A 21,548-nucleotide genomic window follows, 5' to 3' on the forward strand; every position below is an offset into this window, starting at 1 on the left:
TGCGGACCGCTCCCGGCCTTCACGGCACGTCCATGGATTCTCCACAGGCCGGGGGCGACAGCCACCCCCCACCCGGAAAGGGAGAGCCATGACCGGCAGACCCCTGGTGAGCGGCGCGTTCGCCGCGCTGCTCACCACCCTCGCCCTCGCAAGCCCCGCGCGCGCCTCGTCCCCCGTGGTCGACGACCCGCCCCCGGACAAGATCGTCATCGATGTGGCCACGGTGAACGGGTCCGGCTGTCCGGCGGGCACGGCCGCGGTCGCCGTGTCCCCGGACAACACGGCCTTCACGGTCACCTACAGCTCCTATCTCGCCCAGGCCGGCGGCAATTCGGACCCCACGGCCTTCCGCAAGAACTGCCAGCTCAACCTGGTGGTCCATGTCCCGCAGGGCTTCACCTACGCGGTCGCCAGCGCGGACTACCGGGGCTTCCTCTCCCTCCAGCCCGGAGCGAGCGCCGCCCAGCGGGCCTCGTACTACTTCCAGGGCTCCTCCAGCACGGTGCCGAGGACACACCCCTTCACCGGCCCCTACAACGACGACTGGCAGGCCACCGACAGCACGGACTGGGCCCAGCTCGTCTGGGCGCCCTGCGGGGTGCTCCGCAACTTCAACATCAACACGGAGCTGCGGGTGAACGCGGGCGGCACGGCCCCCGGCAAGGTCAGTTTCATGACGATGGACTCGACCGACGGCGACATCAGCACGGTGTACCACCTGGCCTGGAAGCAGTGCCCGGCCGGCTGACCGAGGCACCGACCGAGGCCCCGGCCCGCGGGGGTGTCCCCCGCGGGCCGGGTGCGTGGCTATCCGGCGGCCTGGTCCAGCCCGGCGGCGTCCGGCCAGCTCTGCGCGTTCGGCCAGCCGGTGGCCGGAGCCGGGGTCAGCCCCTGGGCGGAGAGGGGGGCCGGCGCCGTCATACCGCGCACCTGAGCCGCGGTGAGCCCCCCACGGGCGGGGACCCCGGGCGGGGTGGGCGTGGCGGACGCGGGCGGCGGGGCCATCAGGGTGGCGGCAGCCGCGGGCTGTGCGGCGGCTGCCCGGGACGGTGGTGCCGGGGCCATGGGCTGGCCAGCGGGGGCCGCCATGGCCTGCGGCGCCCGGGCCATGGGCTGCTGGACGGGCATCAGGGGCTGCTGCCCCGGTGACTGCGGCGCCGGGGCGGCCAGGGCCGCGGGCACCGGCTGGGGGGCTGCTGCCACCCCCGCCTGCTGGGAGGCCGTAGGGACCGGCATCAGCTGGGAGGCCGCGGCGACCGGCATCGGCGGGGAGGCCGCGGGCGCCGGCGCGAATGAGGAGGCCGCCGACATCCCCATCGGCTGGGACGCGGCTGCCCTGGGCACCGGCTGGGGCGCGGCTGCCAAGGGCACCGGCTGGGGCGCCGCCGGCATACCCACCGGCTGGATGGCCCCCGGCCCCGGCACCGGTTGCATGGCCGCCGACACCCCCACCGGCTGGGCTGCCGCAGGCATCGGCACCGGCTGGGGCGCCGCAGGCACCCCCACCGGCTGGGCTGCCGCAGGCATCGGCACCGGCTGGGGCGCCGCAGGCACCCCCACCGGCTGGGCTGTCGCTGCCACCGGCACCGGCTGGGGCGCCGCTGGCATACCCACTGGCTGGATGGCCCCCGGCCCCGGCACCGGCTGGGCTGCCGCAGGCATCGGCACCGGCTGGGGCGCCGCTGGCATACCCACTGGCTGGATGGCCCCCGGCCCCGGCACCGGCTGGGCTGCCGCAGGCATCGGCACCGGCTCGGGGCTCGCAGGCGCCGGCGCCATCGGCATCCCCGGTACCAGCTCCGGCTGGGGCACCGCAGGCCCCGGTACCAGTTCCGGCTGAGGCGCCGCAGGCACCCGCTGAGGCGCCGCAGGCACCGGCATCCCGTCGGCCAGTGGGGTGGCGGCGGGGAGCGGCATGCCGGTGCCGGCGGCCGGAAGGGGTGCGGCGGGCGGAAGCGGCCGGGCCGATGCGGCCGCTCCCGGTATGCCGGACCCGTTGGTCGAGCCGACCAGCCGGTCCACCGCCGCCGTACCCGAGCTGTAGCTGGTCCCGGTGCTTGGCCCGGGTACGGCGGCTCCCCTCCCGGACCCGTAGAGCACCTGTTCCAGGCCGGACACCAGGCGACGCACGTCGGCCTGGGGGCGCACCACGAGTCTCAGGAAGCGGCTGGAGGATCCGATGGTGTCGCCGCACTCGCGGACCAGGATCCGGTGTTCGGCGAGCATGCGGTCCCGGACGACCGTGCCCTCGGCGCCGACCGGGAGGCGCACGAAGAGGAAGTTGCCCTGGGACGGGTAGACGGTCAGGCCCGGCAGCGCGGCGAGCAGGCCGGCCATCTCCAGCCGGTCGCGGCGGATCTGCTGGAGGGCTTGCGCGTACTCGGTGCCGTACTCCCGCAGCATGAACACCAGGTGTTCGGCGAGGGAGTTGAGGTTCCACTTGGGAAGCATGGCGCGGATACGGCCGGCCAGGGCCGGGTTCGCCACCAGGTAGCCGAGGCGGGCGCCGGGCAGGCCGACGCTCTTGCCGAGGCTGCGCAGCACGATGACGTTGGGCCGCAGCATGGCGTCCTGGACCACGCTCGGCTCGGCCTCCGCGTCGGCGAACTCCAGGAAGGACTCGTCCACGACCACCAGGTCGAGGTCCGCCATCGCGTCCATGAACCGCACCAGCGACTGTCTGGACACGGCGCCGCCGTCGGGGTTGCCGGGGTTGCAGATCACCGCCACCCGGGTCCGGCGCGCCCGGATGAACTCGGCGTACTGGGCGAGGTCCAGGGCGAAGCCGTTCGCCTCCTGGAGCGGGAACATGTCGACCCGCTTGCCCGTCTCCATCGGCTGCTCGGTCCAGCGGCCGAGGGCGGGGACCGGCACCGCCAGGGACTCGTGGACCAGCAGGTGGTCGATCCAGGTGATCAGTTCGGTGCCGCCGTTGCCCATCGCCACGCAGGCGGGCGGCAGCTGGAGCAGGGCGCACAGCTCGGCCGTGACGGTGTCGGCGCCGCTCGGGGCGGAGGCCAGGATCTCGTGCAGCCGGGCCGAGAGTTCCTCGAAGATGGCGGGGGTGGGGAAGTACGGGTTGCACGGCACAAGGAAGTCCACCGGGCCGGTGCCGCGGAACAACGAGGTGACGTTGCCGGCCAAGGGAACCTCCGTCCAAGGGCGGCCCGTGCGGGGGAGCACGGGCCGCCCTTGGATACGCGGGCCGCGGCGGAGCCGTTCAACTCAGCCGCGAAGAGGCCGCTTTCAGGCGCTGAACCGGTGGATCGTCGTCGTCCGGTACGTCTGCCCCGGCCGCAGCACGGTGGACGGGAACGACGGCTCGTTCGGCGAGTCCGGGAAGTGCTGGGTCTCCAGGCACAGCCCGTCGCCCTGCCGGTAGGTGTGACCCGACGGGCCGACCAGGGTGCCGTCGAGGAAGTTGCCCGAGTAGAACTGCACCCCCGGCTGGTCGGTGTAGATCTTCAGGGTGCGGCCGGACCCGGGGTCGCGCAGCGTCGCCACGTGCTCGGGGTGGGCGGTGACGCCCTTGTCGAGCACGAAGTTGTGGTCGAAGCCCTTGGCGGTGACCAGCTGCGGGTGGCCGGTGCGGATGTCCCGGCCGACCGGCTTGGGGTGGGTGAAGTCGAAGGGGGTGCCCTTGACCTTCGCCAGCTCGCCGGTGGGGATGAGCCCCTTGTCGGTCGGGGTGTACCGGTGCGCGGCCAGCCAGAGTTCGTGGCCGTAGATGCTGCCGCTGCCCTCACCGGCGAGGTTGTAGTACGTGTGGTTGGTGAGGTTGACGACGGTCGGCTTGTCGGTGGTGGCCCGGTAGTCGATGCGCCAGTCGCCGTGCCGGTTCAGCGTGAAGGTGACCTTCGTGCGCAGCGTGCCGGGGTAGCCCATCTCCCCGTCGACGCTGGTGTAGTACAGGTGCAGGCCGACGTCGGAGCCGGAGACGAACGGCTCCACGTCGAACACCTTGGTGTTGAAGCCCTTGGCGCCGCCGTGCAGGCTGTTCTCGCCGTCGTTGACGGACAGCTGGTAGGTGGTGCCGTCCAGGGTGAACCGGCCCTTGGCGATGCGGTTGCCGTAGCGGCCGATGGTGGCGCCGAAGAAGGTCGTCCCCTTGACGTACGCGTCGAGGTTGTCGTACCCGAGGGAGACGTTGACGTGCCGGCCGTGCCGGTCGGGGATCTCCAGGGACTGGATGATGCCGCCGTAGGAGAGGACCTTCAGCCGGGTCCCGCCGTTCTCCAGAGACCAGCGGTACACCTTGGTGCCGTCGGCGAGCGTGCCGAAGAGCTCCTTCCGCGGCTTGCCGCCCTGCGGACGGCTTGCGGCCTGGGCGGTGCCCTGGCCGAGGGAGGTGGCGGCGATTCCCGCCGCCGCCGCGCCCGCGATGACCGTGCGTCTATTCAGTTCCATCACTGCGGCTCCTGTAAAAGGAGGGGCCCCGCCGGTTCCTCCGGCGGGGCCCGATCTGACTTACGAACCGGACTTGCGCTTGTTCCACACGTCGAACCCGACCGCGGCCAGCAGGGCCAGGCCCTTGATGACCTGCTGCCAGTCGGTGCCGACGCTGAGGAGGTTCATGCCGTTGTTCAGCACGCCGAGGACGAGACCGCCGATGATGGCACCGAGCACGGTGCCGACACCGCCGCTCATGGAGGCGCCGCCGATGAACGAGGAGGCGATGGCCTCCAGTTCGAAGCCGTCGCCCGCCTTCGGCGAGGCCGCGTTCAGACGGGCGGCGACCACCAGACCCGCCAGGGCCGCGAGCACGCCCATGTTCAGGAACACCTGGAAGGTGATGCGCTTGTCCTTCACACCGGACAGCTTGGCCGCCGGCAGATTGCCGCCGATGGCGTAGATGTGCCGGCCGAAGACCGAGTTGCGCATGACGTAGCCGTAGCCGCCCACCAGCACACCGAGGATGATCAGCACGATCGGCGCACCGTCGTAGCTGGCGAGCAGCATGGTGAGGGCGACGATCGCGGCGACCAGGGCGACCAGCTTGAGCAGGAAGAGGTTGCGCGGCACCACGTCGAGGGCGAACTCCTGCTGCCGGCGCCGGTCGCGGACCTCCTGCCAGACCACGGCGGCCACCAGGACGAGGCCGAGGAGCAGGGTGAGGTTGTGGTAGTTGGTGTTCGGGCCGACCGCGGGCAGGAAGCCGTTGCCGATCTTCTGGAGGCCGTCCGGGAAGGGGCCGAGGGTCTGGCCCTTGAGGAGGATCTCCGTCAGACCGCGGAAGAGCAGCATCCCGGCGAGGGTGACGATGAAGGATGGTATGCCGAGATAGGCGATCAGGAAGCCTTGTACGGAGCCCGCCGCGGCGCCCACCAGCAGGCACAGCACCACGGCGATCGGCCAGGCCACATGGTGCTGCACGGTCAGCACGGCCGCGAACGCGCCCACGAACGCCGTGATCGAACCGACCGACAGGTCGATGTGCCCGGCGATGATCACCAGCATCATGCCGATCGCGAGGATCAGGATGTAGCTGTTCTGGAGCACCAGGTTCGAGACGTTGCGGGGCAGCAGCAGGTCGCCGCCGGTCCAGAACTGGAAGAGGACGACGATCAGACCGAGCGCGATCAGCATGCCGTACTGGCGCATGTTGCGGCGCAGGCCGCCGAGCACCAGCTGCAACAGGCTCTCGTCGGCGGCCGATCCGCCCTTGCCCGGCGGCGCGGCGGCCGGGGTCTTGTCGGTGACGTCCGTGCTCATCGCGTTACCTCTTCGTCCTTTGCGTTGTCCGTGGGCGCCTTGTCTTTCGTCATATGGCGCATCAGCACTTCCTGCGTGGCCTCGGACCGGGGCACCTCGCCGGTCAGCCGTCCCGCGGCCATCGTGTAGATGCGGTCGCACATGCCGAGCAGCTCGGGCAGCTCGGAGGAGATGAAGACGACCGCCTTGCCCTGGGCCGCCAGCTGGTCGATGACCGTGTAGATCTCGTACTTGGCGCCCACGTCGATGCCGCGCGTGGGCTCGTCCAGGATGAGCACGTCCGGGCCGGCGAAGATCCACTTGCTGAGGACGACCTTCTGCTGGTTGCCGCCGGAGAGCTTGCCCACCGGTTCGAAGACGGTCGGCGCCTTGATGTTCATCGACTTCCGGAAGCCCTCGGAGACCCGCCGCTCCGCCTGCTCGTCCACCACGCCCCGCTTGGCGACCTTCCGCAGCGCGGTCAGCGAGATGTTCCGGTTGATGGTGTCGATGAGGTTGAGGCCGTAGTGCTTGCGGTCCTCGGTGACGTACGCGATGCCGTGGTCCACCGCCTCCGCGACGGTCTTGGTACGGATCTCGACGCCGTCCTTGAGGACCGTGCCGCCCGCGTACCGGCCGTAGGTGCGGCCGAAGACGCTCATCGCGAGTTCGGTGCGGCCGGCGCCCATCAGCCCCGCGATGCCGACGATCTCACCCCTGCGGACGCTGAGCGAGACGTCGTCCACGACCTTGCGCTGCTGGTCGATGGGGTGGTGGACGGTCCAGTTGCGGATCTCCAGCGCCGGCGCCGCGCCCTCCTCGGGCTCGTGCGGGGTGCGCTCGGGGAAGCGGTGGTCCAGGTCGCGGCCCACCATGCCGCTGATGATCCGGTCCTCGGTCGTGCCCTCGGCCCGCACGTCGAGCGTCTCGATGGAACGCCCGTCGCGGATGATCGTCACCGAGTCGGCGACCCGGCGGATCTCGTTGAGCTTGTGGGAGATGATGATCGAGGTGATGCCCTGGTTCTTCAGCTCCAGGATCAGATCGAGGAGTTTGCCGCTGTCCTCGTCGTTCAGCGCCGCCGTCGGCTCGTCGAGGATGAGCAGCTTCACCTCCTTCGACAGCGCCTTGGCGATCTCCACGAGCTGCTGCTTGCCCACGCCGATGTCGGCGACGCGGGTCTCCGGGTGCTCGTCGAGTCCGACCCGGCGCAGCAGCTCGGTGGCGTGCCGCAGGGTCGCCCGCCAGTTGATGAGCCCGCGCGTGGCGTGCTCGTTGCCGAGGAAGATGTTCTCCGCGATGGAGAGGTACGGCACCAGCGCCAGCTCCTGGTGGATGATGACGATGCCGTGCTGCTCGCTCGCCCGGATGTCCTTGAAGCGGCAGAGTTCCCCCTCGAAGAGGATCTCGCCCTCGTAGGTGCCGTGCGGGTGGACGCCGGAGAGGACCTTCATCAGGGTCGACTTGCCGGCGCCGTTCTCTCCGCAGATGGCGTGGACCTCGCCCTGACGGACGGTCAGTGAGACGTCCGACAGCGCTTTGACACCGGGAAAGGTCTTGACGATCGAGCGCATTTCCAGGACGGGTCCCGCCATGGTCGTGCCTTTCAATCCGTAGGGAGTCAGGGCCGGTTACTTGAGCTGGGAGTCGGTGTAGTAGCCGCCCTTGACCAGGACGTCCTCGTAGTTGGTCTTGTCCACGCTCACCGGCTGGAGCAGGTAGGAGGGGACGACCTTGGCGCCGTTGGTGTAGGTCTTGGTGTCGTTGACCTGCGGCTTCTTGCCGTGCAGCACATCGTCGACCATGGACACCGCGACCGCGGTCTCCTTGCGGCTGTCCTTGAAGACGGTCTGCGACTGCTGGCCCGCGATGATCGACTTCACCGAGGCCAGCTCGGCGTCCTGGCCGGTGATGACGGGCAGCGGGTTGCTGCCGGAGCCGTAACCGTCCGACTTCAGCGCGGAGATGATGCCGATGGAGATGCCGTCGTACGGCGAGAGCACCGCGTCGACCCGGCCGCTCTTGTAGGAGGAGGTGAGGATGTCCTCCATGCGCTTCTGCGCGGTGGTGCCGTCCCAGCGCAGCGTGGTGACCTGGTTGAGCTTGGTCTGGCCGGACTTGACCACCAGCTGCTTCTTGTCGATGTAGGGCTGGAGCACCTTCATCGCGCCGTCGAAGAAGTACTGGGTGTTGTTGTCGTCGTTCGAACCGGCGAACAGCTCGATGTTGAACGGGCCCTTCTTGCCGCTGTCCAGGCCGAGCTTGTGCACGATGTAGGTGCCCTGGAGGGTGCCGACCTTCTCGTTGTCGAACGAGGCGTAGTAGTCGACGTTCTTGGTGCCGAGGATCAGCCGGTCGTAGGCGATGACCGGGATGTTGGCCTGCTTGGCCTCCTGGAGCACGTTGTTCAGGGACTTGTTGTCGATCGCCGCGACGATCAGGCCCTTGACGCCCTGCGTGATCATGTTCTCGATCTGCGAGACCTGGGTGCTCGGGTCGTCCTCGCCGTAGACCAGCTTGGTCTTGTACCCCTTGGCCTGGAGGTTCTTGACCATGTCGTTGCCGTCGTTGATCCACCGCTCGGAGGACTTCGTCGGCATGGCGATGCCGATGGTGGCGCCCTTGACGTCACCGGTCTTCTCCTTGCTGCCGCCCGAGCCGCTCTGCCCGCAGGCGGTCAGGGTCAGGGCGAGCGAGGCGGCTCCGGCTATCGCGGCGATGGCGGCTCTGCGGTTGCGCATGGTGATCAGTCCTTGGTCTTCTCGTCGTTGAGATGCAGCCGTCGGGATACGGCGGGCTATTCGCTCGGGAAGCGGTTGAGGGTGCCGGGCAGCCGCGAGCCGAGCGGCGCCATGTCGCCGTCCGCGCCGTGCCGGGCGAGCAGGTCCAGGGCGAGGCGGCCGCGCCGCACCCGCTCCCGGGCGGTGTCCAGGGTCACGTCCCGCAGGTGAGTGCCCCACGGGTAGATGCCGGGAGCCTTGGACAGACCGAACTTGAGGTAGAGCGGTGCGCCGCGCCGGATCAGCTCGGCGACCTCGTACATCCGCACATAGCCGCCGAGGTCGTCGGGGGCCTCGATGTACATGTCCATCGGAGCGCCGGACACCCGGCGGATCTCGGTCAGGTGGTCCAGCGTCAGATCGCTGGGCACGTTGATGGAGTCGCCGCCGAGCCGCTCGTACACGGCGTACGAGGCCGGGTTGACCGGGCCGATCAGCGCCGAGACCTTCAGGGTGGTGTCGGCCGGGATGATGCCCCGCTGCCGCGCCTGGTGCAGCGCCCACAGCACACCCTCGTCGGCGACGAGCAGGCACTTGACGCCCAGTTCGGTGGCGCGGACGGCGTCCTCCAGGCAGCCGGCGACGGCGTCGTGGCCCCGGGCGCGGAGTCCGGCCCCCCGCGAGTCGGACCGCACCGAGCCGCCGATGTCCCAGGTGCCGCGCGGGCCGGTGAACAGGCACAGCTCGATGTCGCGTTCCCGGGTCGCGTCCACCATCTCGGTGATCTCGGCGTCGGTGAGCATCCACACGCCGCTGCCCTGGCTGATCCGGTGGATCGGCACATCGAGCCGGGAGGCTTCCTTCAGCACGACCGCCAGCGCCTCGGGACCCTCGCACGAGGGAATCTCGGTGCGCCAGCGGCCGCCGCCCGGGAAGCTGTGGGCGGAGGCGTCGGCGGGGTCGAGGGCGGGCGCGCCCAGGCCGAGTGCGGCGAGCACCTGCTCGCCGGGCCTGCGGGCTGCCGGGGCGGAAGCGTCGGTCACAAGGTGTCCTTCGGGTGAGGCGTTCGAGACGTACGCGGGGTACGCGACGTGCGCGATGTTCGATATGTCGGACAGGGTTCGCGGCTCTGGGTACGAAAAAGGCGGGGAAGGGGCGATGGAGGTACGCCGGTCAGGGCGCCGTCAGGTCTCACCCTGACCGGCGTACGGCTAGGGGCGGAGCAGCACCTTGCCCACCTTCGGGTCACCGGCCCCGACCAGCTCGATGGCCTGCGAGAACTCGGTCAGCGGCAGCTCGTGCGTGACCAGCGGCAGCGGGTCGAGCAGTCCGGCCGCGAACACCCGCACGGCGTGCGCCCAGGCGTCCGGCGGCGCCCCGAAGACGGTGTGCACCTCCAGCTGTCGTACGACCAGATCGGTCGGGTCGAGCCCGTCCGCGCCCGGCGCCGGGATCCCGGTGAGCACCAGCCGTCCGCCGCGCCGGAGCAGCCCGGCGGCGGTGCGGGCGGCGGAGGCGGACCCGGCGGTCTCGATGACCACGTCGAAGTCGTCGGGCAACTCCTCGTCCCGGAGCCGGAAGCCGGTGGCCCCGTACTGCCGGGACAGCGCCTCCCGGTCCCGCCGGGTGCCCACCACCAGCAGCTCCGTCGGCGAGATCGCCTTCAGGAACTGCACGGCGAACATCCCGAGCGTCCCGGTGCCGACCACCGCGACCCGCTGCCCCGGCTGCGCGTCCGCCTTCAGCGCGGCGGCCGCGATACAGGCGGCCGGCTCCAGCAGGGCGGCGGCGCCGAGGTCGGCGTCGTCCGGCAGGACGTGCAGCAGCCGCGCCGGCAGGGTCAGGGTGGCGGCCATGGCACCCGGCTGGGTGAACCCGGTCTCCTCGTACCCGGAGGTGCACAGCGTGGTCTCGCCCGCGTGGCAGCGGTCGCAGACCTGGCAGTTGCGGAAGCCCTCGCCGACGACCTTCCGGCCGACCAGCGCCTCGGGCACCCCCGCGCCCACCGCCCGCACGGTCCCGGACCACTCGTGGCCGGGCGTCAGCGGATAGCGCACATACCCCTCGGGCCGGTTGCCCTGGTACACCTCGCGGTCGCTGCCGCAGATGCCCACCGCGTGCACGGCCACCAGCGCCTCCCCGGCGCCGGGCTCGCGCGGGGTGTGCGCCTCCACCCGGTGGGTGCCGGGCGCCTCGACGACGACCTGCGAACTCACTTGCCGTCCTTCGGGTTGCGCTTCTCCCAGCCCTCGGCCCACAGGTCGAAGTGCGCCCGCTGCTGCGGGAACTCCGCCGCCGCGTCCACGTCCAGCTCGACCCCGAGGCCCGGCGCGTCGGACAGCTGGAAGTAGCCGTCCACGACCTGCGGCGCGCCCTTGACCACCTTCTTGATCTCCGCGTCGGCGAAGTCGTTGAAGTGCTCCAGGATCTTGAAGTTGGGGGAGGTGAAGCCGACCTGGAGCGAGGCGGCGGTGAGCACCGGCCCGCCGACGTTGTGCGGCGCGATGAGCATGTAGTGGGTCTCGGCGGTCGCGGCGAGCTTCCGGGTCTCCCAGATGCCGCCGATGTGCCCGAGGTCGGGCTGGATGATGTCCACGGCCTGGCTCTCGAAGAGCTCGCGGAACTCGATCCGGTCGTGGATCCGCTCGCCGGTGGCGACCGGCATGTCCACCTTGGCGGCGACCTTCTCCAGCGCCTTCAGGTTCTCCGGCGGCACCGGCTCCTCCAGCCAGGCCGGCTTGAAGGGGGCCATCTCCTTGGCCAGCCGCACGGCGGTGGCGGGGGAGAAGCGGCCGTGCATCTCCAGCATCAGCTCGGCGTCCGGCCCGATGGCGTCCCGGACCGCCTCGATCAGCGAGACGGCGTACACGGTCTCCTGGTGGTCCAGTTCGAAGTGGCCGGTGCCGAACGGGTCGATCTTCAGCGCCTTGTACCCGCGCTCCATGACCCCCTGGGCGGCCTTGTGGTACGCCTCCGGCGTCCGCTCGGTGGTGTACCAGCCGTTGGCGTAGGCCTTCACCTTGTCCGTGACCTTGCCGCCGAGCAGCTGCCACACCGGCACGCCCAGGGCCTTGCCCTTGATGTCCCAGCAGGCCATCTCGACGACCGCGATGCCGGACATCACGATCTCGCCCGCGCGGCCGTAGTCGCCGTACTTCATCCGGCGGGTCAGGTCCTCGACAGCGAACGGGTCCGATCCGAGAATGTGGTTGGTCTCGGCCTCCTTCAGGTAGCCGATCAGCGCGTCGGTGTGTCCGAGCATCCGGGTCTCGCCGACTCCCGTGATCCCCTCGTCGGTGTGCACCTGGACGTAGGTCAGGTTGCGCCACGGCGTGCCGACCACGTGCGTGCTGATTCCGGTGATGCGCACGGCAGTTGCCCCTCAGCTGTTCGAGATTTCGTCACACGTTCGAAATGCTGGCGTGACAGTAAGGACGGTGCGGTCGGGGTGTCAATGGGTCGAACAGGTAACGGTTTCGACAAGCCTTTCGAGAATGTTTTCGCTCCCCTACGAAACCTTCACAGGGGCGGCTAGGAACGTGACCCGTGCGGACTCTAGTCTTCCCGCGTCATGGACTACTGCCACCCGTGCCAACGGCACCTCAACGGCGCCCTGGCCTGCCCGGGCTGCGGCACACCGGCCGACCGACTCGCCGTACCCGCCGACGTGTCGGCCGCGTACGCGGGTGCGCAGGAGTACCCGCAGCAGTACCCGGCGTACGGCGCACCCCAGCAGTACGAGCAGCAGCAGTACGGCATGACACAGCCGTACGACACCGCGCAGCCGTACGACGCGACGCAGCCGTACGCTTATCCCGATCCGGAACCCGGCCCGGGCCCCGATCTGGGCCCCGATCCCGACCCCGACCCTGATTCCGCTTCCGAGCGGGGCGAGGACGAGCACCAGGACGATTACGACGGCGGCTACGAGGGCGAAGGGGCCGAAGAGGACGAAGAGGACGGCGGCGGGCGGGCCGGGCGGCGCAGGGGGCGCGGGGCCGGCACGGCGGGCCCCGCCGAGGCCGACTCCAGCCGGCGGGACCGCAAGGCCGCCGCGCACCGGCGCCGTCGGCGCCGTACCGTGCTGGTCGCCGCCGGGTTCGTGCTGGCGGCCGGCGGCCTCAGCCTCGCCTCGCTCGGCACCGACGCCCCGTTCTCGCCCTTCGCTCCCGACGCGCCCTCCTCGCCCGACGGCACCGCGGCGGACGGTTCCGCGTCCCCCGCGGGCCAGGGCCACACGGACGGCCCGGCCGCGCCCGGCGCCCGGACGGCCCGCGACGGCACGCGTGTCTCGGCCTCTCCCGACCCCTCCGCCTCCGCGTCCGCCGCCAAGGCCAAGAAGGACAAGGAGTCGGCCTCCCCGTCCGCCTCCGTCAGCGACCGGGCCGTGCAGTCGGCCACCACCGGCCCCGGCCCCGGCGCCGACCCGACGACCTCCGCCGCGCCGGCCTCCCCACCCCCGGCCACCCCGACCACCGCCCCGACGACCTCCGCCCCCGCTCCGCAGCCCACGCCCACCAAGACCTGCAACCACTTCCTGTGGTGGTGCACCTGAGCCGCCCCGCTTTCCCGCTTGCGCCGTCCCGGGCAACGGTGACACTGTCCGCCGTGGAGGAGCGCCGGGCAGCGGCCTAGTTGAGGAGAGCGGATGACGCAGGACATCACCGTCCACGGCACGGTCGCCGAGGGGTTCGAGGCGGTGCGCGAGGAGTTCGCCCGCTTCGTCGCCGGGGAGCGCGCCGACTACGAGGGCCAGGTCTGCGCCTATGTGCACGGACGGCGGGTCGTGGACCTCTGGGCGGGCGGGGAGGCGGACTCGCTCTACGGCGTGTTCTCGGCCACCAAGGGCGCCGCGCATCTCGTGGTCGCGCTCCTGGTGCAGGACGGCACGCTGGAGCTGGACCGCAAAGTGACCTACTACTGGCCCGAGTTCGGCTGCGAGGGCAAGGAGTCGGTCACCCTGCGGGAGCTGATCACACATCAGGCCGGAGTGATCGGGACCGACGCCGGGTTCTCTCTCGCCGAGCTGGCCGACGACCGGGCGATGGCCGAACGGCTCGCGGACCAGCGGCCGTTCTGGCGGCCGGGGAAGGCCTTCGGCTACCACGGGCTGGTGATCGGCGCGCTCACCGGCGAGGTGGTCCGCCGGGTCCTGGGCCGTACGCTCCAGGAGGTCTACGAGGAGCGGATCCGGGCGCCGTACGGCACGGACTTCCATCTGGGCCTGCCCGAGTCCGAGGAGCCGCGCTTCCGTTCGGTGCAGTCGATGATCCTCACCCCGGAGCAGCAGGCGCTCGCGGCGGCCCAGCCGCCCGCCCCGCGCAGCCTGATGGCGATCGCCGGCAACCGGCACGTGCCGGACCCGGTCTCGCCCGAGGACTACATCAACTCCCGTCCGGTGCGCGCCCAGGGGCCGGCGTCGGGAGGCGGGGTCGCCTCCGCGCGCGGCCTCGCGAGGATGTACGCCTCGGCGATCAGCGAGGTGGACGACCGCTCACCGCTGCTGAAGCCGGACGCGCTCGCCGAGGTGGCCCAGATCCACTGCGTCGGGTACGACGTGGTGCTCCGCGCCCACAAGGCGTACGCCCTCGGCTTCCAGGCGACCTCGGACACCATTCACCCGTTCCTGGGCGCGGGCACCTTCGGCCACGAGGGCGCGGGCGGCGTCCAGGCCTTCGCCGACCCGCACACCGGCCTGGCCTACGGCTACACCCGCCGGCGCAGGTCCCTCACGCCCGGAGCGGCACCGGAGAACAACGGGCTGGTGGCGGCGCTGCACCGGGCGGCGCTGGCGCTCTGAAGGCCTGCACGAGGCCGGAAAGAGAGCAGCCGCACCCCACGTCCAAGGGTGCGGCTGCCTCGATGGAAACGACTGACCTCACACCAGCGTCACGCTGATGTTGCCCCGGGTCGCCTTGGAGTAGGGGCACACCTGGTGGGCCTTCTCGATCAGGTCCCGGGCCGTCGCCGCGTCGACGTTCGGGATGTTCGCGGAGATCTCCACGATGATCCCGAACCCGTCGTCGTTCTTGCCGATGCCGACCTTCGCGGTGACGGTCGAACCGGAGACGTCGGCGCCCTCCTGGCGGGCGACGACACCGAGCGCGCCCTGGAAGCAGGCGCTGTACCCGGCGGCGAAGAGCTGCTCGGGGTTGGTGCCGGCACCGTTGCCGCCCATCTCCTTGGGCGGGTTCACGATCACGTCGAGCCTGCCGTCGTCGGTGGCGACGCGGCCGTCGCGGCCGTTCTCGGCGGTGGCGACAGCCGTGTACAGGACGTCGGACTGCTGAATGGGCATGCGGTTGTCTTCCTCCTCGGTCCGCCGTGACTCGCGCCCACGATCGACGGCGGATTTCGGAAAGAAGCTACCGCATGTCGGAAACTCCGTGAAGAAGTGCCTAGAGCTTGACGACCATCTTGCCGGTGTTGTCGCCGCGCAGGACCCCGAGGAACGCCTCCAGGGTGTTCTCGATGCCCTCGACGACCGTCTCGCGGTACTTCAGCGCGCCCGAGGCGACCCACGGGCCGACCTCCTGGACGAACTGCGGCTGGAGGTCGTAGTGGTCGCTGACCAGGAAGCCCTCCATGCGGCCGCGGGTCTGGATCAGCCGGGCGAGGTTCTTCGGGCCGGGGGCCGCCTCGGTGTTGTTGTAGATCGAGATCATGCCGCAGATCGCGATCCGGCCGCCCACGTTCAGCGCGCCGAGGGCCGCCTCCAGGTGGTCCCCGCCGACGTTGTCGAAGTAGACGTCGACACCGTCGGGCGCGGCCTCGCGCAGCTGCTCCGCGACGGAGCCGTTCTTGTAGTTGAACGCGGCGTCGAAGCCGTACTCCTCGACCAGCAGCTTGACCTTGTCGTCGGAGCCGGCCGAGCCGATGACCCGGGAGGCGCCCTTGAGCTTGGCGATCTGGCCCACCTGGCTGCCGACCGCGCCCGCCGCGCCGGAGACGAACACGGTGTCGCCCTCCTTGAAGGAGGCGGTGCGCAGCAGACCGGCGTAGGCGGTCAGGCCGGTCATGCCGAGCACGCCCAGGTACGTCGACAGCGGCACCTCGTGGCTCTCGGCGTCGACCTTGACCGCCGGGACGGCCGCCGGTCCCACCTTGACGGCCTGCTGCGCGTCGACGACGGCGTACTCGCGCCAGCCGAGGAAGTGCAGGACGTGGTCGCCGACGGAGAGGCCCTCGGCGCGGGAGGCGACCACCTCGCCGACCGCGCCGCCCTGCATGACCTCGCCCAGCTCGAAGGGGGCGACGTACGACTTCGCGGCACTCATTCGGCCGCGCATGTACGGGTCGACGGAGAGGTACTTGTTCCGGACGAGGACCTGGCCCTCACCGGGGGTGGGGACCTCGGTCTCGACCAGGGCGAAGTCCTCGGGCTTCGGCCAGCCGACGGGACGGCTGAGCAGGTGCCATTCGCGGTTGATCATGACGGGGGCCTTTCCGGATTTAGTTCAGTAACTGAAACAACTGTGCAGCTGAATATTTCAGCTTGTCAAGTAAAGGGGTAGGCTGGAGCCATGCCCGCACCGCACACACCCCGCCCGGACCAGGTGACCCTGGACGTCGTGGATCTCATCGGCGAGGTCGTCGCCCGCTACCACGCGGACTACGACGAGGCCGCCGCCGCCCATGCGCTGACCGGCGCCCAGGCGAAGCTGCTCAGCCTGCTGGCGCTGGCGCCGCTGCCCATGCGGAAGCTGGCGCACAAGCTGAAGTGCGAGCCGTCGAACGTCACCGGGATCGTGGACCGCCTGGAGGCGCGCGGCCTGGTCGAACGCCGCCCGGACCCGGGCGACCGCCGGGTCAAGCTCGCGGCGGCCACGGACGAGGGCCGGCGGGTGGCCCGGGAACTGCGGGACGGACTCCACTTCGCCCGAGAACCCCTGGCCGCCCTCTCGGAAACGGAACGCCTGAAACTGCGCGACCTGCTCCACCGCATGCTGCACGCCTAGCCCGCGGGTGCGGCGCAGCCGGGTCGGTAGGGTGGGGTGTATGCGTGAGCTGGGGGCGGGATTCGGCCATCTGTGGAAGGGCCAGCGCTGGGTGGGCCGGCACCGGCGGAGCTACGGCTTCGGTCTGCTGCCCGGCCTCATCACCCTGGTGCTGTACGCGGCCGCGCTCCTCGCGCTGGCCCTGTGGGGCGAGGACGCCGTCGGCTGGGCCACCCCCTTCGCCGACGACTGGTCCAGCCCCTGGCAGGGCCTCTTCCGCGGCTTCCTGACCGTCGTCCTGTTCGCCCTCGCCCTCCTCCTCGCGGTCCTCACCTTCACCGCCGTCACCCTCCTCGTCGGCCAGCCCTTCTACGAGGCCCTCTCGGAGCGGGTCGACGCCGACGTCTCGCCCGACGGCACCGCCCCCCGCTCGGAGCTGCCCCTGTGGCGGGAGCTGTGGATCTCGGGCCGTGACAGCCTGCGCATCCTCGTCCGGGCCGGGCTGTGGGGCGTGCTGCTCTTCGCCCTCGGCCTGCTGCCCTTCGTCGGGCAGACCGTCGTACCCGTGGCCGGATTCTTCGTCACCGGCTTCTTCCTCACCGAGGAGCTGACCGCCGTCGCCCTCCAGCGCCGCGGCGTGGAGCTGCGCGCCCGGCTCGCCCTGCTCCGCTCCCGCAAGGCGCTGGTCTGGGGCTTCGGCGCCCCGCTCGGCCTGGCCTTCCTGGTCCCGTTCGTCGCGGTGTTCCTGATGCCGGGCGCGGTCGCGGGCGCCACCCTGCTCGCCCGCGACCTGCTCGGCGAGGAGAACGCCGAGGACGGCACCGGGGAGCGCCCCGGCGACCACGAGGACCCCCAGGACCCCCAGGCCGCGCAGGTCACCGCCTGACCGGGGGCGCCGCCTCCACCGCCACCCGCACGATCGACCGCACCTGCGCGACGATGTCCGCCCGGTTGCGCTCGAACTCCGGGTCGGTGACCGCCCCGTTCGCCGGGTCGGTGTTGCCCGCCCCGAACTGGAGGACCGGCGTGTGCACATGGCCGCCGGGCAGCGTGCCGTGCAGGCCCAGCCGGTCGCGCAGCAGGGTGGCCCGGTAGGCGATCTCGTTGGAGAGGTAGTCCCCGCCGCCCCCGGCACGGGCCGTGGACCCGGGCGTCGGGCCGTCCGGCCGTACGACGGGCTCCGTGCCACCGGCCGGGATCTCGGTCACCTCCGTGTGGTCGTACACCGGGAACCGTCCGGTGGGCGCGGACGTGATCGCCCGGTACGGCAGGGTGGTCGTCGTCCACTGCGGCTGGCCGGCCGGGCCGGCGACCGGGACGGTCTCCGTGCGGCCGATGCCGTCGTTGTCCGGGAAGCCGCCCCGCCAGGCCCCGTTGGTGCGCTCGATGTCGAACCGGCCGACCCGGCCCTGACTCACGGTGGTGAACAGGTCGACCCGCGGCAGATACGGCCGCAGCGTCCGCTCCACCGTGCCGTCCGTGAAGTCCTGCCAGCGCACCGGGAAGAGAGCCGTCTCGACCCGTGCCGGGCCGTCCGCCGTCTCGATCACCGTGCCGTCCAGCGCCAGCGCGGCCGCCCCGGACGGGTTGGAGATACGGATGTCCCGGTCCAGGGTGAAGGGGTCGAAGCCGGTCAGCAGCACCCGCCTGAGCCGTGGGTCGCCGGGATACCGGATGTCGTCCTGCCCCCGCGAGCTGCGCTCCAGCCGGTCGAGCAGTGCCGCCCGCCGGCCGCCGTCGAGCCCGAAGTCCGGCTCCCAGAGGCGCAGCGCACGGGTCATGCCCAGCCGCGCCCAGTACAGCGGCCGGTCGTCGGCGCGGTCCAGGTCCCCGCCCGCGGGCCCCCGCCCCTGCGCCCGCGCCACGGCCCGCCGCCACAGCGCGGACCCCGCGCGGACGACGACGCGGCGGGCCTCGGTGTACGAGCGGGCCCGCCCCAGCTCGCCGGCGAACTCCTCCGCCACCGTGTCGAATCCGGACCGCCGGAGGATCTCCTGCGGGACCGCCCGGTCGAGCCGCTGTTCCTCGACGGTGGGGGAGGGGGCGGCGGGCGCGGCGCAGGCGCCCGCGGCCGGGGCGGACAGCCCGGCCGTCAGGGCCAGCCCCAGGCCCAGGCCGAGAACACCGAGACGTAAGCGCTGGAACGGCAGAGCAGGCACGGGAGTCGGTCCTTCCGTCGCTGTGCGGCGCGTGGTGCGGTGGACGGCGGAAGTATCGCGTGCCCGAAGTGGCCCACGCCATGGTGCCTGCCGGCGCCGGCCCGACGAGGAGGCGAAGTCGTGGGCGTATGTGAAGGGTTCGTACGAGATCCCCGCCGGACGCCCGATCGCGGACCGCGGGCCGACCGCGCCGATTAACGTCTGATCCGGGACAAGTCCCCCACGAGCAGCCCCGGCCCGGGACCTGACCCCTGGGCCGGGGCTCGTGCCTTCGTGTCCGGCCGGCGGGGTCCGGCTCAGCGCACCCCGAAGCCGTACACCGTCTCCGAGCGGTAGACCTCCCCCTCGCGCAGCACCGTGCTCGGGAACTCCGGGCGGTTGGGGGAGTCCGGGAAGTGCTGGGTCTCCAGGGCCACGCCCGCGCAGGGGACGAACGGGTCCGGGAGGTGGTCGGCGGTGTAGAGCTGGAGGCCGGGCTCGGTCGTCGCCACGGTCAGGGTGCGGCCGGAGCCGGGGTCGTGCAGCTCCGCGACCTCCTGCGGGGTGCCGGTGACGCCCTTGTCCAGGACGAAGTTGTGGTCGTAGCCCGCACCGATCTCACGGGGTTTGCGGAAGTCGAAGCGGGACCCGGTGACGTCCTCGAACGCCCCGGTCGGGATCAGACCGGCGTCCACCGGGGTGAACCGGGACGCGTCCAGCCGCAGTTCGTGCCCGCCGGCAAGGCCCGAGCCGGCCAGGTTCCAGTAGCCGTGATGGGTGAGGTTGACGACGGTCGGCGCGTCCGTGACCGCCTCGTAGGCCAGGTGCAGCGCGCCCGACGCGTCGAGCGTGTACGTCGCCGTCACCTCCAGCCGGCCGGGGAAGCCCTCCTCGCCGTCCGGGCTGACCCGGCTCAGCCGGACGCCGTGCCGAACCGGCGTCACCTCCCACACCCGCTTGTCGAACCCGCGCTCACCGCCGTGCAGCGAGTTCGGGGCGTCGTTCGGCGCCAGGGCGTAGGTGCGGCCGTCGAGCGGGAAGCGGGCACCCCCGATGCGGTTGGCGTACCGACCCACCAGCGCGCCGAGGTACGGTCCCGGGTGGCTCAGATAGCCGTCCAGGTCCGGGAAGCCCAGCACCACGTCGGTGGTCCGCCCGTCCCGGTCCGGGACCTCCACCGACTGCACGATCCCGCCGTACGACAACACCCGCACCCGCACTCCGCCGCGCTCCAGCGTCCAGCGGTGCACGGGGGTGCCGTCGGAAAGTGTGCCGAAAAGTTCACTCATGTGGGAAACCCTAGGTGACGGCCGTGATCGTGCGGTAGGCGATCTCGGCCAGCCGCGCCTGCCCGTCCCTGCTGGGATGGAACCAGTCCCACTGGCTGAGCTGGCCGGTGCCGAAGTCGTAGTCGAACACCTGGTTGTCGTCGAAGCGGCAGCGCAGGTCCGCGGCGCACACCTCCTTCAGCACCTTGTTGTACGCCACCACCCGCTGCTGCACCCGGTCCCGGCGCGCGGCGGCCACGCTGCCCAGGTCGTCCGCGTCCGACAGCATCGACGGGCAGATGCCGAGCCGCCACACCTGCCTGCCCAGCGCACTGGTGCGGCCCTCGGACCACAGCCGCTTCAGGTTCGGCACGCTCGCCACGTACACCTGTGCCCTCGGCCGCGCCGCGCGCAGGGTGCGCAGCGCCTTCTCGAAGTCCGCGCGGAAGTCGGCCACCGGGGTCATCGCCGCCGCCGACGCACGGCAGGCGTCGTTCGCGCCCACCATCACCGTCACCAACTCCGGGGCCCGGGCCGCCGCCTGGGCCATCTGCGCCGGCAGGTCGGCCATCCGGGCACCGGTCACCGCGTAGTTCCAGCTGCGCTCCGCCGCCCCGGTCACCCCGAGCAGCCGCACCGCCAGGCTGTCCACCTTCGCGTCACTGCCCGTCGCCCAGGACACCTCCGGGCAGTCCGACAGCACCGTGCACGCGTCGAAGCCGCGGGTGATGGAGTCACCGACCGCGGCGATCGACGCGGGGCTGCGGTCCCACCGCGGAGGCTCGGCACGCGCCTTGGTCACCTCCGGCCCCGGCGCGCTCCCGCCCCCGGCATCGCACCCGGCGACCCCCAGCACGGCGGCCGCCACGACGGCGAGAGCGGCCCGCGCACGGCTGCTTCCCTTCCGCATCCCTGGTGATCCCCTCGTCGTCGGATCCGGTGCATTCCCGGTGCTTCCCCCCATAACAACGCGTGCGGGTTCCCGGCCGGGCCCCCTGGAACGGTCCGCACCCGTACAAGCGTCCCCCTGGGTGAATGGCAGAGGTTTCCTGGCACCGGGACCGACGGTACGTCACACTCCTTGCGCCGCCGCAGGGTAGCCTCGCCATCAACGCGGCCGTCGTGCCACTGCCGCCAGCCAGTCCGCAAGATGTCCCGCTCTGCCCGGAGGTTCCGGTGACGACACGTGGAGTTCTGTACGTGCACTCCGCGCCGCGCGCGCTGTGCCCGCACGTCGAGTGGGCGGTCGCGGGGGTGCTCGGCACCCGCGTCAACCTCGACTGGATCCGGCAGCCCGCGGCCCCCGGCACCTGGCGCTCGGAGTTCTCCTGGCAGGGCCAGGCCGGTACCGCCTCCAAGCTCGCGTCGGCCCTGCGCGGCTGGCACCTGCTCCGCTTCGAGGTCACCGCCGAGCCCTGCCCCACCGCCGAGGGCGAGCGCTACAGCTGCACCCCCGACCTCGGCATCTTCCACGCCGTCACCGGCATCCACGGAGACATCCTCATCCCCGAGGACCGGCTGCGCGCCGCCCTGCTGCGCAGCCAGCGGGGCGAGACGGACCTGGAGGCGGAGATCGCCAAGCTCCTCGGCAAGCCCTGGGACGACGAACTGGAGCCCTTCCGGTACGCCGGAGAGGGCGCGCCGGTGCGCTGGCTGCACCAGGTGGTGTGACCCCCCCCCGAACAGCGAGCGGCGGGGGGGGGCCCCCCCGCGCCCGCCGGGGGGGGGGGGGGGGCCCGGGGCCAGCCCAGCCCCCCCCCCCCCCACATGGTGGCGCCCCGCCCCACGGCGGGG

General features: G+C 71.6%; 18 protein-coding genes and 1 pseudogene. 6 read left to right on the forward strand and 13 right to left on the reverse strand.

Annotation, left to right across the window (positions count from 1 at the left end; genetic code table 11):
* Nucleotides 1–88 precede the first annotated feature (88 nt).
* Entirely contained in the window at nucleotides 89–748 is a 660-nt protein-coding gene (locus ACFVIU_RS23485; RefSeq protein WP_385844790.1) for a DUF4360 domain-containing protein, read from the forward strand.
* A gap of 740 nt (nucleotides 749–1,488) precedes the next feature.
* Here ACFVIU_RS23485 and ACFVIU_RS23490 read toward each other — a convergent pair.
* The 8 genes and pseudogenes from ACFVIU_RS23490 to ACFVIU_RS23525 all read right to left on the reverse strand — a co-directional run.
* Nucleotides 1,489–3,144 (reverse strand): annotated as a pseudogene (locus ACFVIU_RS23490) (aminotransferase class I/II-fold pyridoxal phosphate-dependent enzyme); the annotation flags it as partial.
* Nucleotides 3,145–3,246: 102 nt separating this feature from the next.
* Nucleotides 3,247–4,407: an aldose epimerase family protein gene (locus ACFVIU_RS23495; RefSeq protein ID WP_385844791.1), complete on the reverse strand. Its 1,161-nt coding sequence runs from the start codon at nucleotides 4,405–4,407 to the stop codon at nucleotides 3,247–3,249.
* A 60-nt stretch (nucleotides 4,408–4,467) separates the two neighbouring features.
* The gene (gene mmsB / locus ACFVIU_RS23500) at nucleotides 4,468–5,712 is read right to left on the reverse strand and encodes a multiple monosaccharide ABC transporter permease (RefSeq protein ID WP_385844793.1); all 1,245 of its coding nucleotides are present in this window, start codon (nucleotides 5,710–5,712) and stop codon (nucleotides 4,468–4,470) included.
* Nucleotides 5,709–7,286 carry a multiple monosaccharide ABC transporter ATP-binding protein gene (gene mmsA, locus ACFVIU_RS23505; RefSeq protein WP_385844794.1) on the reverse strand — a complete coding sequence of 526 codons (1,578 nt, stop codon included), beginning with the start codon at nucleotides 7,284–7,286 and terminating at the stop codon, nucleotides 5,709–5,711. Before mmsA ends, mmsB begins: the two co-directional genes overlap by 4 nt.
* Before the next feature lie 36 nt (nucleotides 7,287–7,322).
* Nucleotides 7,323–8,432, reverse strand: a complete 1,110-nt coding sequence (gene chvE, locus ACFVIU_RS23510; protein ID WP_385844795.1) for a multiple monosaccharide ABC transporter substrate-binding protein — start codon at nucleotides 8,430–8,432, stop codon at nucleotides 7,323–7,325.
* A gap of 56 nt (nucleotides 8,433–8,488) precedes the next feature.
* Entirely contained in the window at nucleotides 8,489–9,454 is a 966-nt protein-coding gene (locus ACFVIU_RS23515) for a hypothetical protein (protein WP_385844796.1), read from the reverse strand.
* Nucleotides 9,455–9,622: 168 nt separating this feature from the next.
* The gene (locus ACFVIU_RS23520) at nucleotides 9,623–10,627 is read right to left on the reverse strand and encodes a zinc-binding dehydrogenase (RefSeq protein WP_385844797.1); all 1,005 of its coding nucleotides are present in this window, start codon (nucleotides 10,625–10,627) and stop codon (nucleotides 9,623–9,625) included.
* Entirely contained in the window at nucleotides 10,624–11,781 is a 1,158-nt protein-coding gene (locus tag ACFVIU_RS23525) for a mandelate racemase/muconate lactonizing enzyme family protein (protein WP_385844798.1), read from the reverse strand. Before ACFVIU_RS23525 ends, ACFVIU_RS23520 begins: the two co-directional genes overlap by 4 nt.
* A 201-nt stretch (nucleotides 11,782–11,982) precedes the next feature.
* On the opposite strand from ACFVIU_RS23525, the gene ACFVIU_RS23530 reads away from it, so the two are divergent.
* Nucleotides 11,983–12,966: a hypothetical protein gene (locus tag ACFVIU_RS23530; protein ID WP_385844799.1), complete on the forward strand. Its 984-nt coding sequence runs from the start codon at nucleotides 11,983–11,985 to the stop codon at nucleotides 12,964–12,966.
* A 93-nt stretch (nucleotides 12,967–13,059) separates the two neighbouring features.
* Entirely contained in the window at nucleotides 13,060–14,211 is a 1,152-nt protein-coding gene (locus ACFVIU_RS23535) for a serine hydrolase domain-containing protein (RefSeq protein WP_385844800.1), read from the forward strand.
* A gap of 78 nt (nucleotides 14,212–14,289) precedes the next feature.
* Here ACFVIU_RS23535 and ACFVIU_RS23540 read toward each other — a convergent pair whose 3' ends face one another.
* A complete protein-coding gene (locus tag ACFVIU_RS23540; RefSeq protein ID WP_385844801.1) occupies nucleotides 14,290–14,709 on the reverse strand; it encodes an organic hydroperoxide resistance protein in 420 nt (139 codons plus the stop codon).
* A 100-nt stretch (nucleotides 14,710–14,809) separates the two neighbouring features.
* Nucleotides 14,810–15,844: an NADP-dependent oxidoreductase gene (locus ACFVIU_RS23545; protein ID WP_385844802.1), complete on the reverse strand. Its 1,035-nt coding sequence runs from the start codon at nucleotides 15,842–15,844 to the stop codon at nucleotides 14,810–14,812.
* Nucleotides 15,845–15,934: 90 nt separating this feature from the next.
* Between ACFVIU_RS23545 and ACFVIU_RS23550 the strand changes: the two genes are divergently transcribed.
* On the forward strand, nucleotides 15,935–16,369 hold the full coding sequence (locus tag ACFVIU_RS23550; RefSeq protein ID WP_385844803.1) for a MarR family winged helix-turn-helix transcriptional regulator: 435 nt from the start codon (nucleotides 15,935–15,937) through the stop codon (nucleotides 16,367–16,369).
* 40 nt (nucleotides 16,370–16,409) lie between these two features.
* Nucleotides 16,410–17,234 carry an EI24 domain-containing protein gene (locus ACFVIU_RS23555; protein WP_385844804.1) on the forward strand — a complete coding sequence of 275 codons (825 nt, stop codon included), beginning with the start codon at nucleotides 16,410–16,412 and terminating at the stop codon, nucleotides 17,232–17,234.
* Here the strand turns inward: ACFVIU_RS23555 and ACFVIU_RS23560 are convergent.
* From ACFVIU_RS23560 to ACFVIU_RS23570, 3 genes are all read right to left on the reverse strand, one after another.
* Complete coding sequence (locus ACFVIU_RS23560) at nucleotides 17,224–18,498, reverse strand: pyroglutamyl peptidase (protein ID WP_385844817.1); 1,275 nt, start codon at nucleotides 18,496–18,498, stop codon at nucleotides 17,224–17,226. The two genes, ACFVIU_RS23555 and ACFVIU_RS23560, sit on opposite strands and share 11 nt — an antisense overlap.
* Before the next feature lie 305 nt (nucleotides 18,499–18,803).
* The gene (locus ACFVIU_RS23565; protein WP_385844805.1) at nucleotides 18,804–19,775 is read right to left on the reverse strand and encodes an aldose epimerase family protein; all 972 of its coding nucleotides are present in this window, start codon (nucleotides 19,773–19,775) and stop codon (nucleotides 18,804–18,806) included.
* Between the two features lie 10 nt (nucleotides 19,776–19,785).
* Complete coding sequence (locus tag ACFVIU_RS23570; RefSeq protein WP_385844806.1) at nucleotides 19,786–20,664, reverse strand: SGNH/GDSL hydrolase family protein; 879 nt, start codon at nucleotides 20,662–20,664, stop codon at nucleotides 19,786–19,788.
* A gap of 266 nt (nucleotides 20,665–20,930) precedes the next feature.
* Here ACFVIU_RS23570 and ACFVIU_RS23575 point away from each other — a divergent pair, with 266 nt between their 5' ends.
* Nucleotides 20,931–21,425 carry a DUF3145 domain-containing protein gene (locus ACFVIU_RS23575; protein ID WP_385844807.1) on the forward strand — a complete coding sequence of 165 codons (495 nt, stop codon included), beginning with the start codon at nucleotides 20,931–20,933 and terminating at the stop codon, nucleotides 21,423–21,425.
* The last annotated feature ends 123 nt before the right edge of the window (nucleotides 21,426–21,548 follow it).

Origin of the sequence: Streptomyces sp. NPDC127190 (genome assembly GCF_042672505.1) — a bacterium.
Lineage (GTDB): Bacteria > Actinomycetota > Actinomycetes > Streptomycetales > Streptomycetaceae > Streptomyces.

Coding starts and splice junctions, on each gene's coding strand:
- ACFVIU_RS23530 (WP_385844799.1), top strand. CDS start 11,983: ATGGACTACTGCCACCCGTGCCAACGGCACCTCAACGGCGCCCTGGCC.
- ACFVIU_RS23555 (WP_385844804.1), top strand. CDS start 16,410: ATGCGTGAGCTGGGGGCGGGATTCGGCCATCTGTGGAAGGGCCAGCGC.
- ACFVIU_RS23485 (WP_385844790.1), top strand. CDS start 89: ATGACCGGCAGACCCCTGGTGAGCGGCGCGTTCGCCGCGCTGCTCACC.
- ACFVIU_RS23535 (WP_385844800.1), top strand. CDS start 13,060: ATGACGCAGGACATCACCGTCCACGGCACGGTCGCCGAGGGGTTCGAG.
- ACFVIU_RS23570 (WP_385844806.1), bottom strand. CDS start 20,664: ATGCGGAAGGGAAGCAGCCGTGCGCGGGCCGCTCTCGCCGTCGTGGCG.
- ACFVIU_RS23550 (WP_385844803.1), top strand. CDS start 15,935: ATGCCCGCACCGCACACACCCCGCCCGGACCAGGTGACCCTGGACGTC.
- ACFVIU_RS23495 (WP_385844791.1), bottom strand. CDS start 4,407: ATGGAACTGAATAGACGCACGGTCATCGCGGGCGCGGCGGCGGCGGGA.
- ACFVIU_RS23545 (WP_385844802.1), bottom strand. CDS start 15,844: ATGATCAACCGCGAATGGCACCTGCTCAGCCGTCCCGTCGGCTGGCCG.
- ACFVIU_RS23565 (WP_385844805.1), bottom strand. CDS start 19,775: ATGAGTGAACTTTTCGGCACACTTTCCGACGGCACCCCCGTGCACCGC.
- mmsB (WP_385844793.1), bottom strand. CDS start 5,712: ATGAGCACGGACGTCACCGACAAGACCCCGGCCGCCGCGCCGCCGGGC.
- mmsA (WP_385844794.1), bottom strand. CDS start 7,286: ATGGCGGGACCCGTCCTGGAAATGCGCTCGATCGTCAAGACCTTTCCC.
- chvE (WP_385844795.1), bottom strand. CDS start 8,432: ATGCGCAACCGCAGAGCCGCCATCGCCGCGATAGCCGGAGCCGCCTCG.
- ACFVIU_RS23540 (WP_385844801.1), bottom strand. CDS start 14,709: ATGCCCATTCAGCAGTCCGACGTCCTGTACACGGCTGTCGCCACCGCC.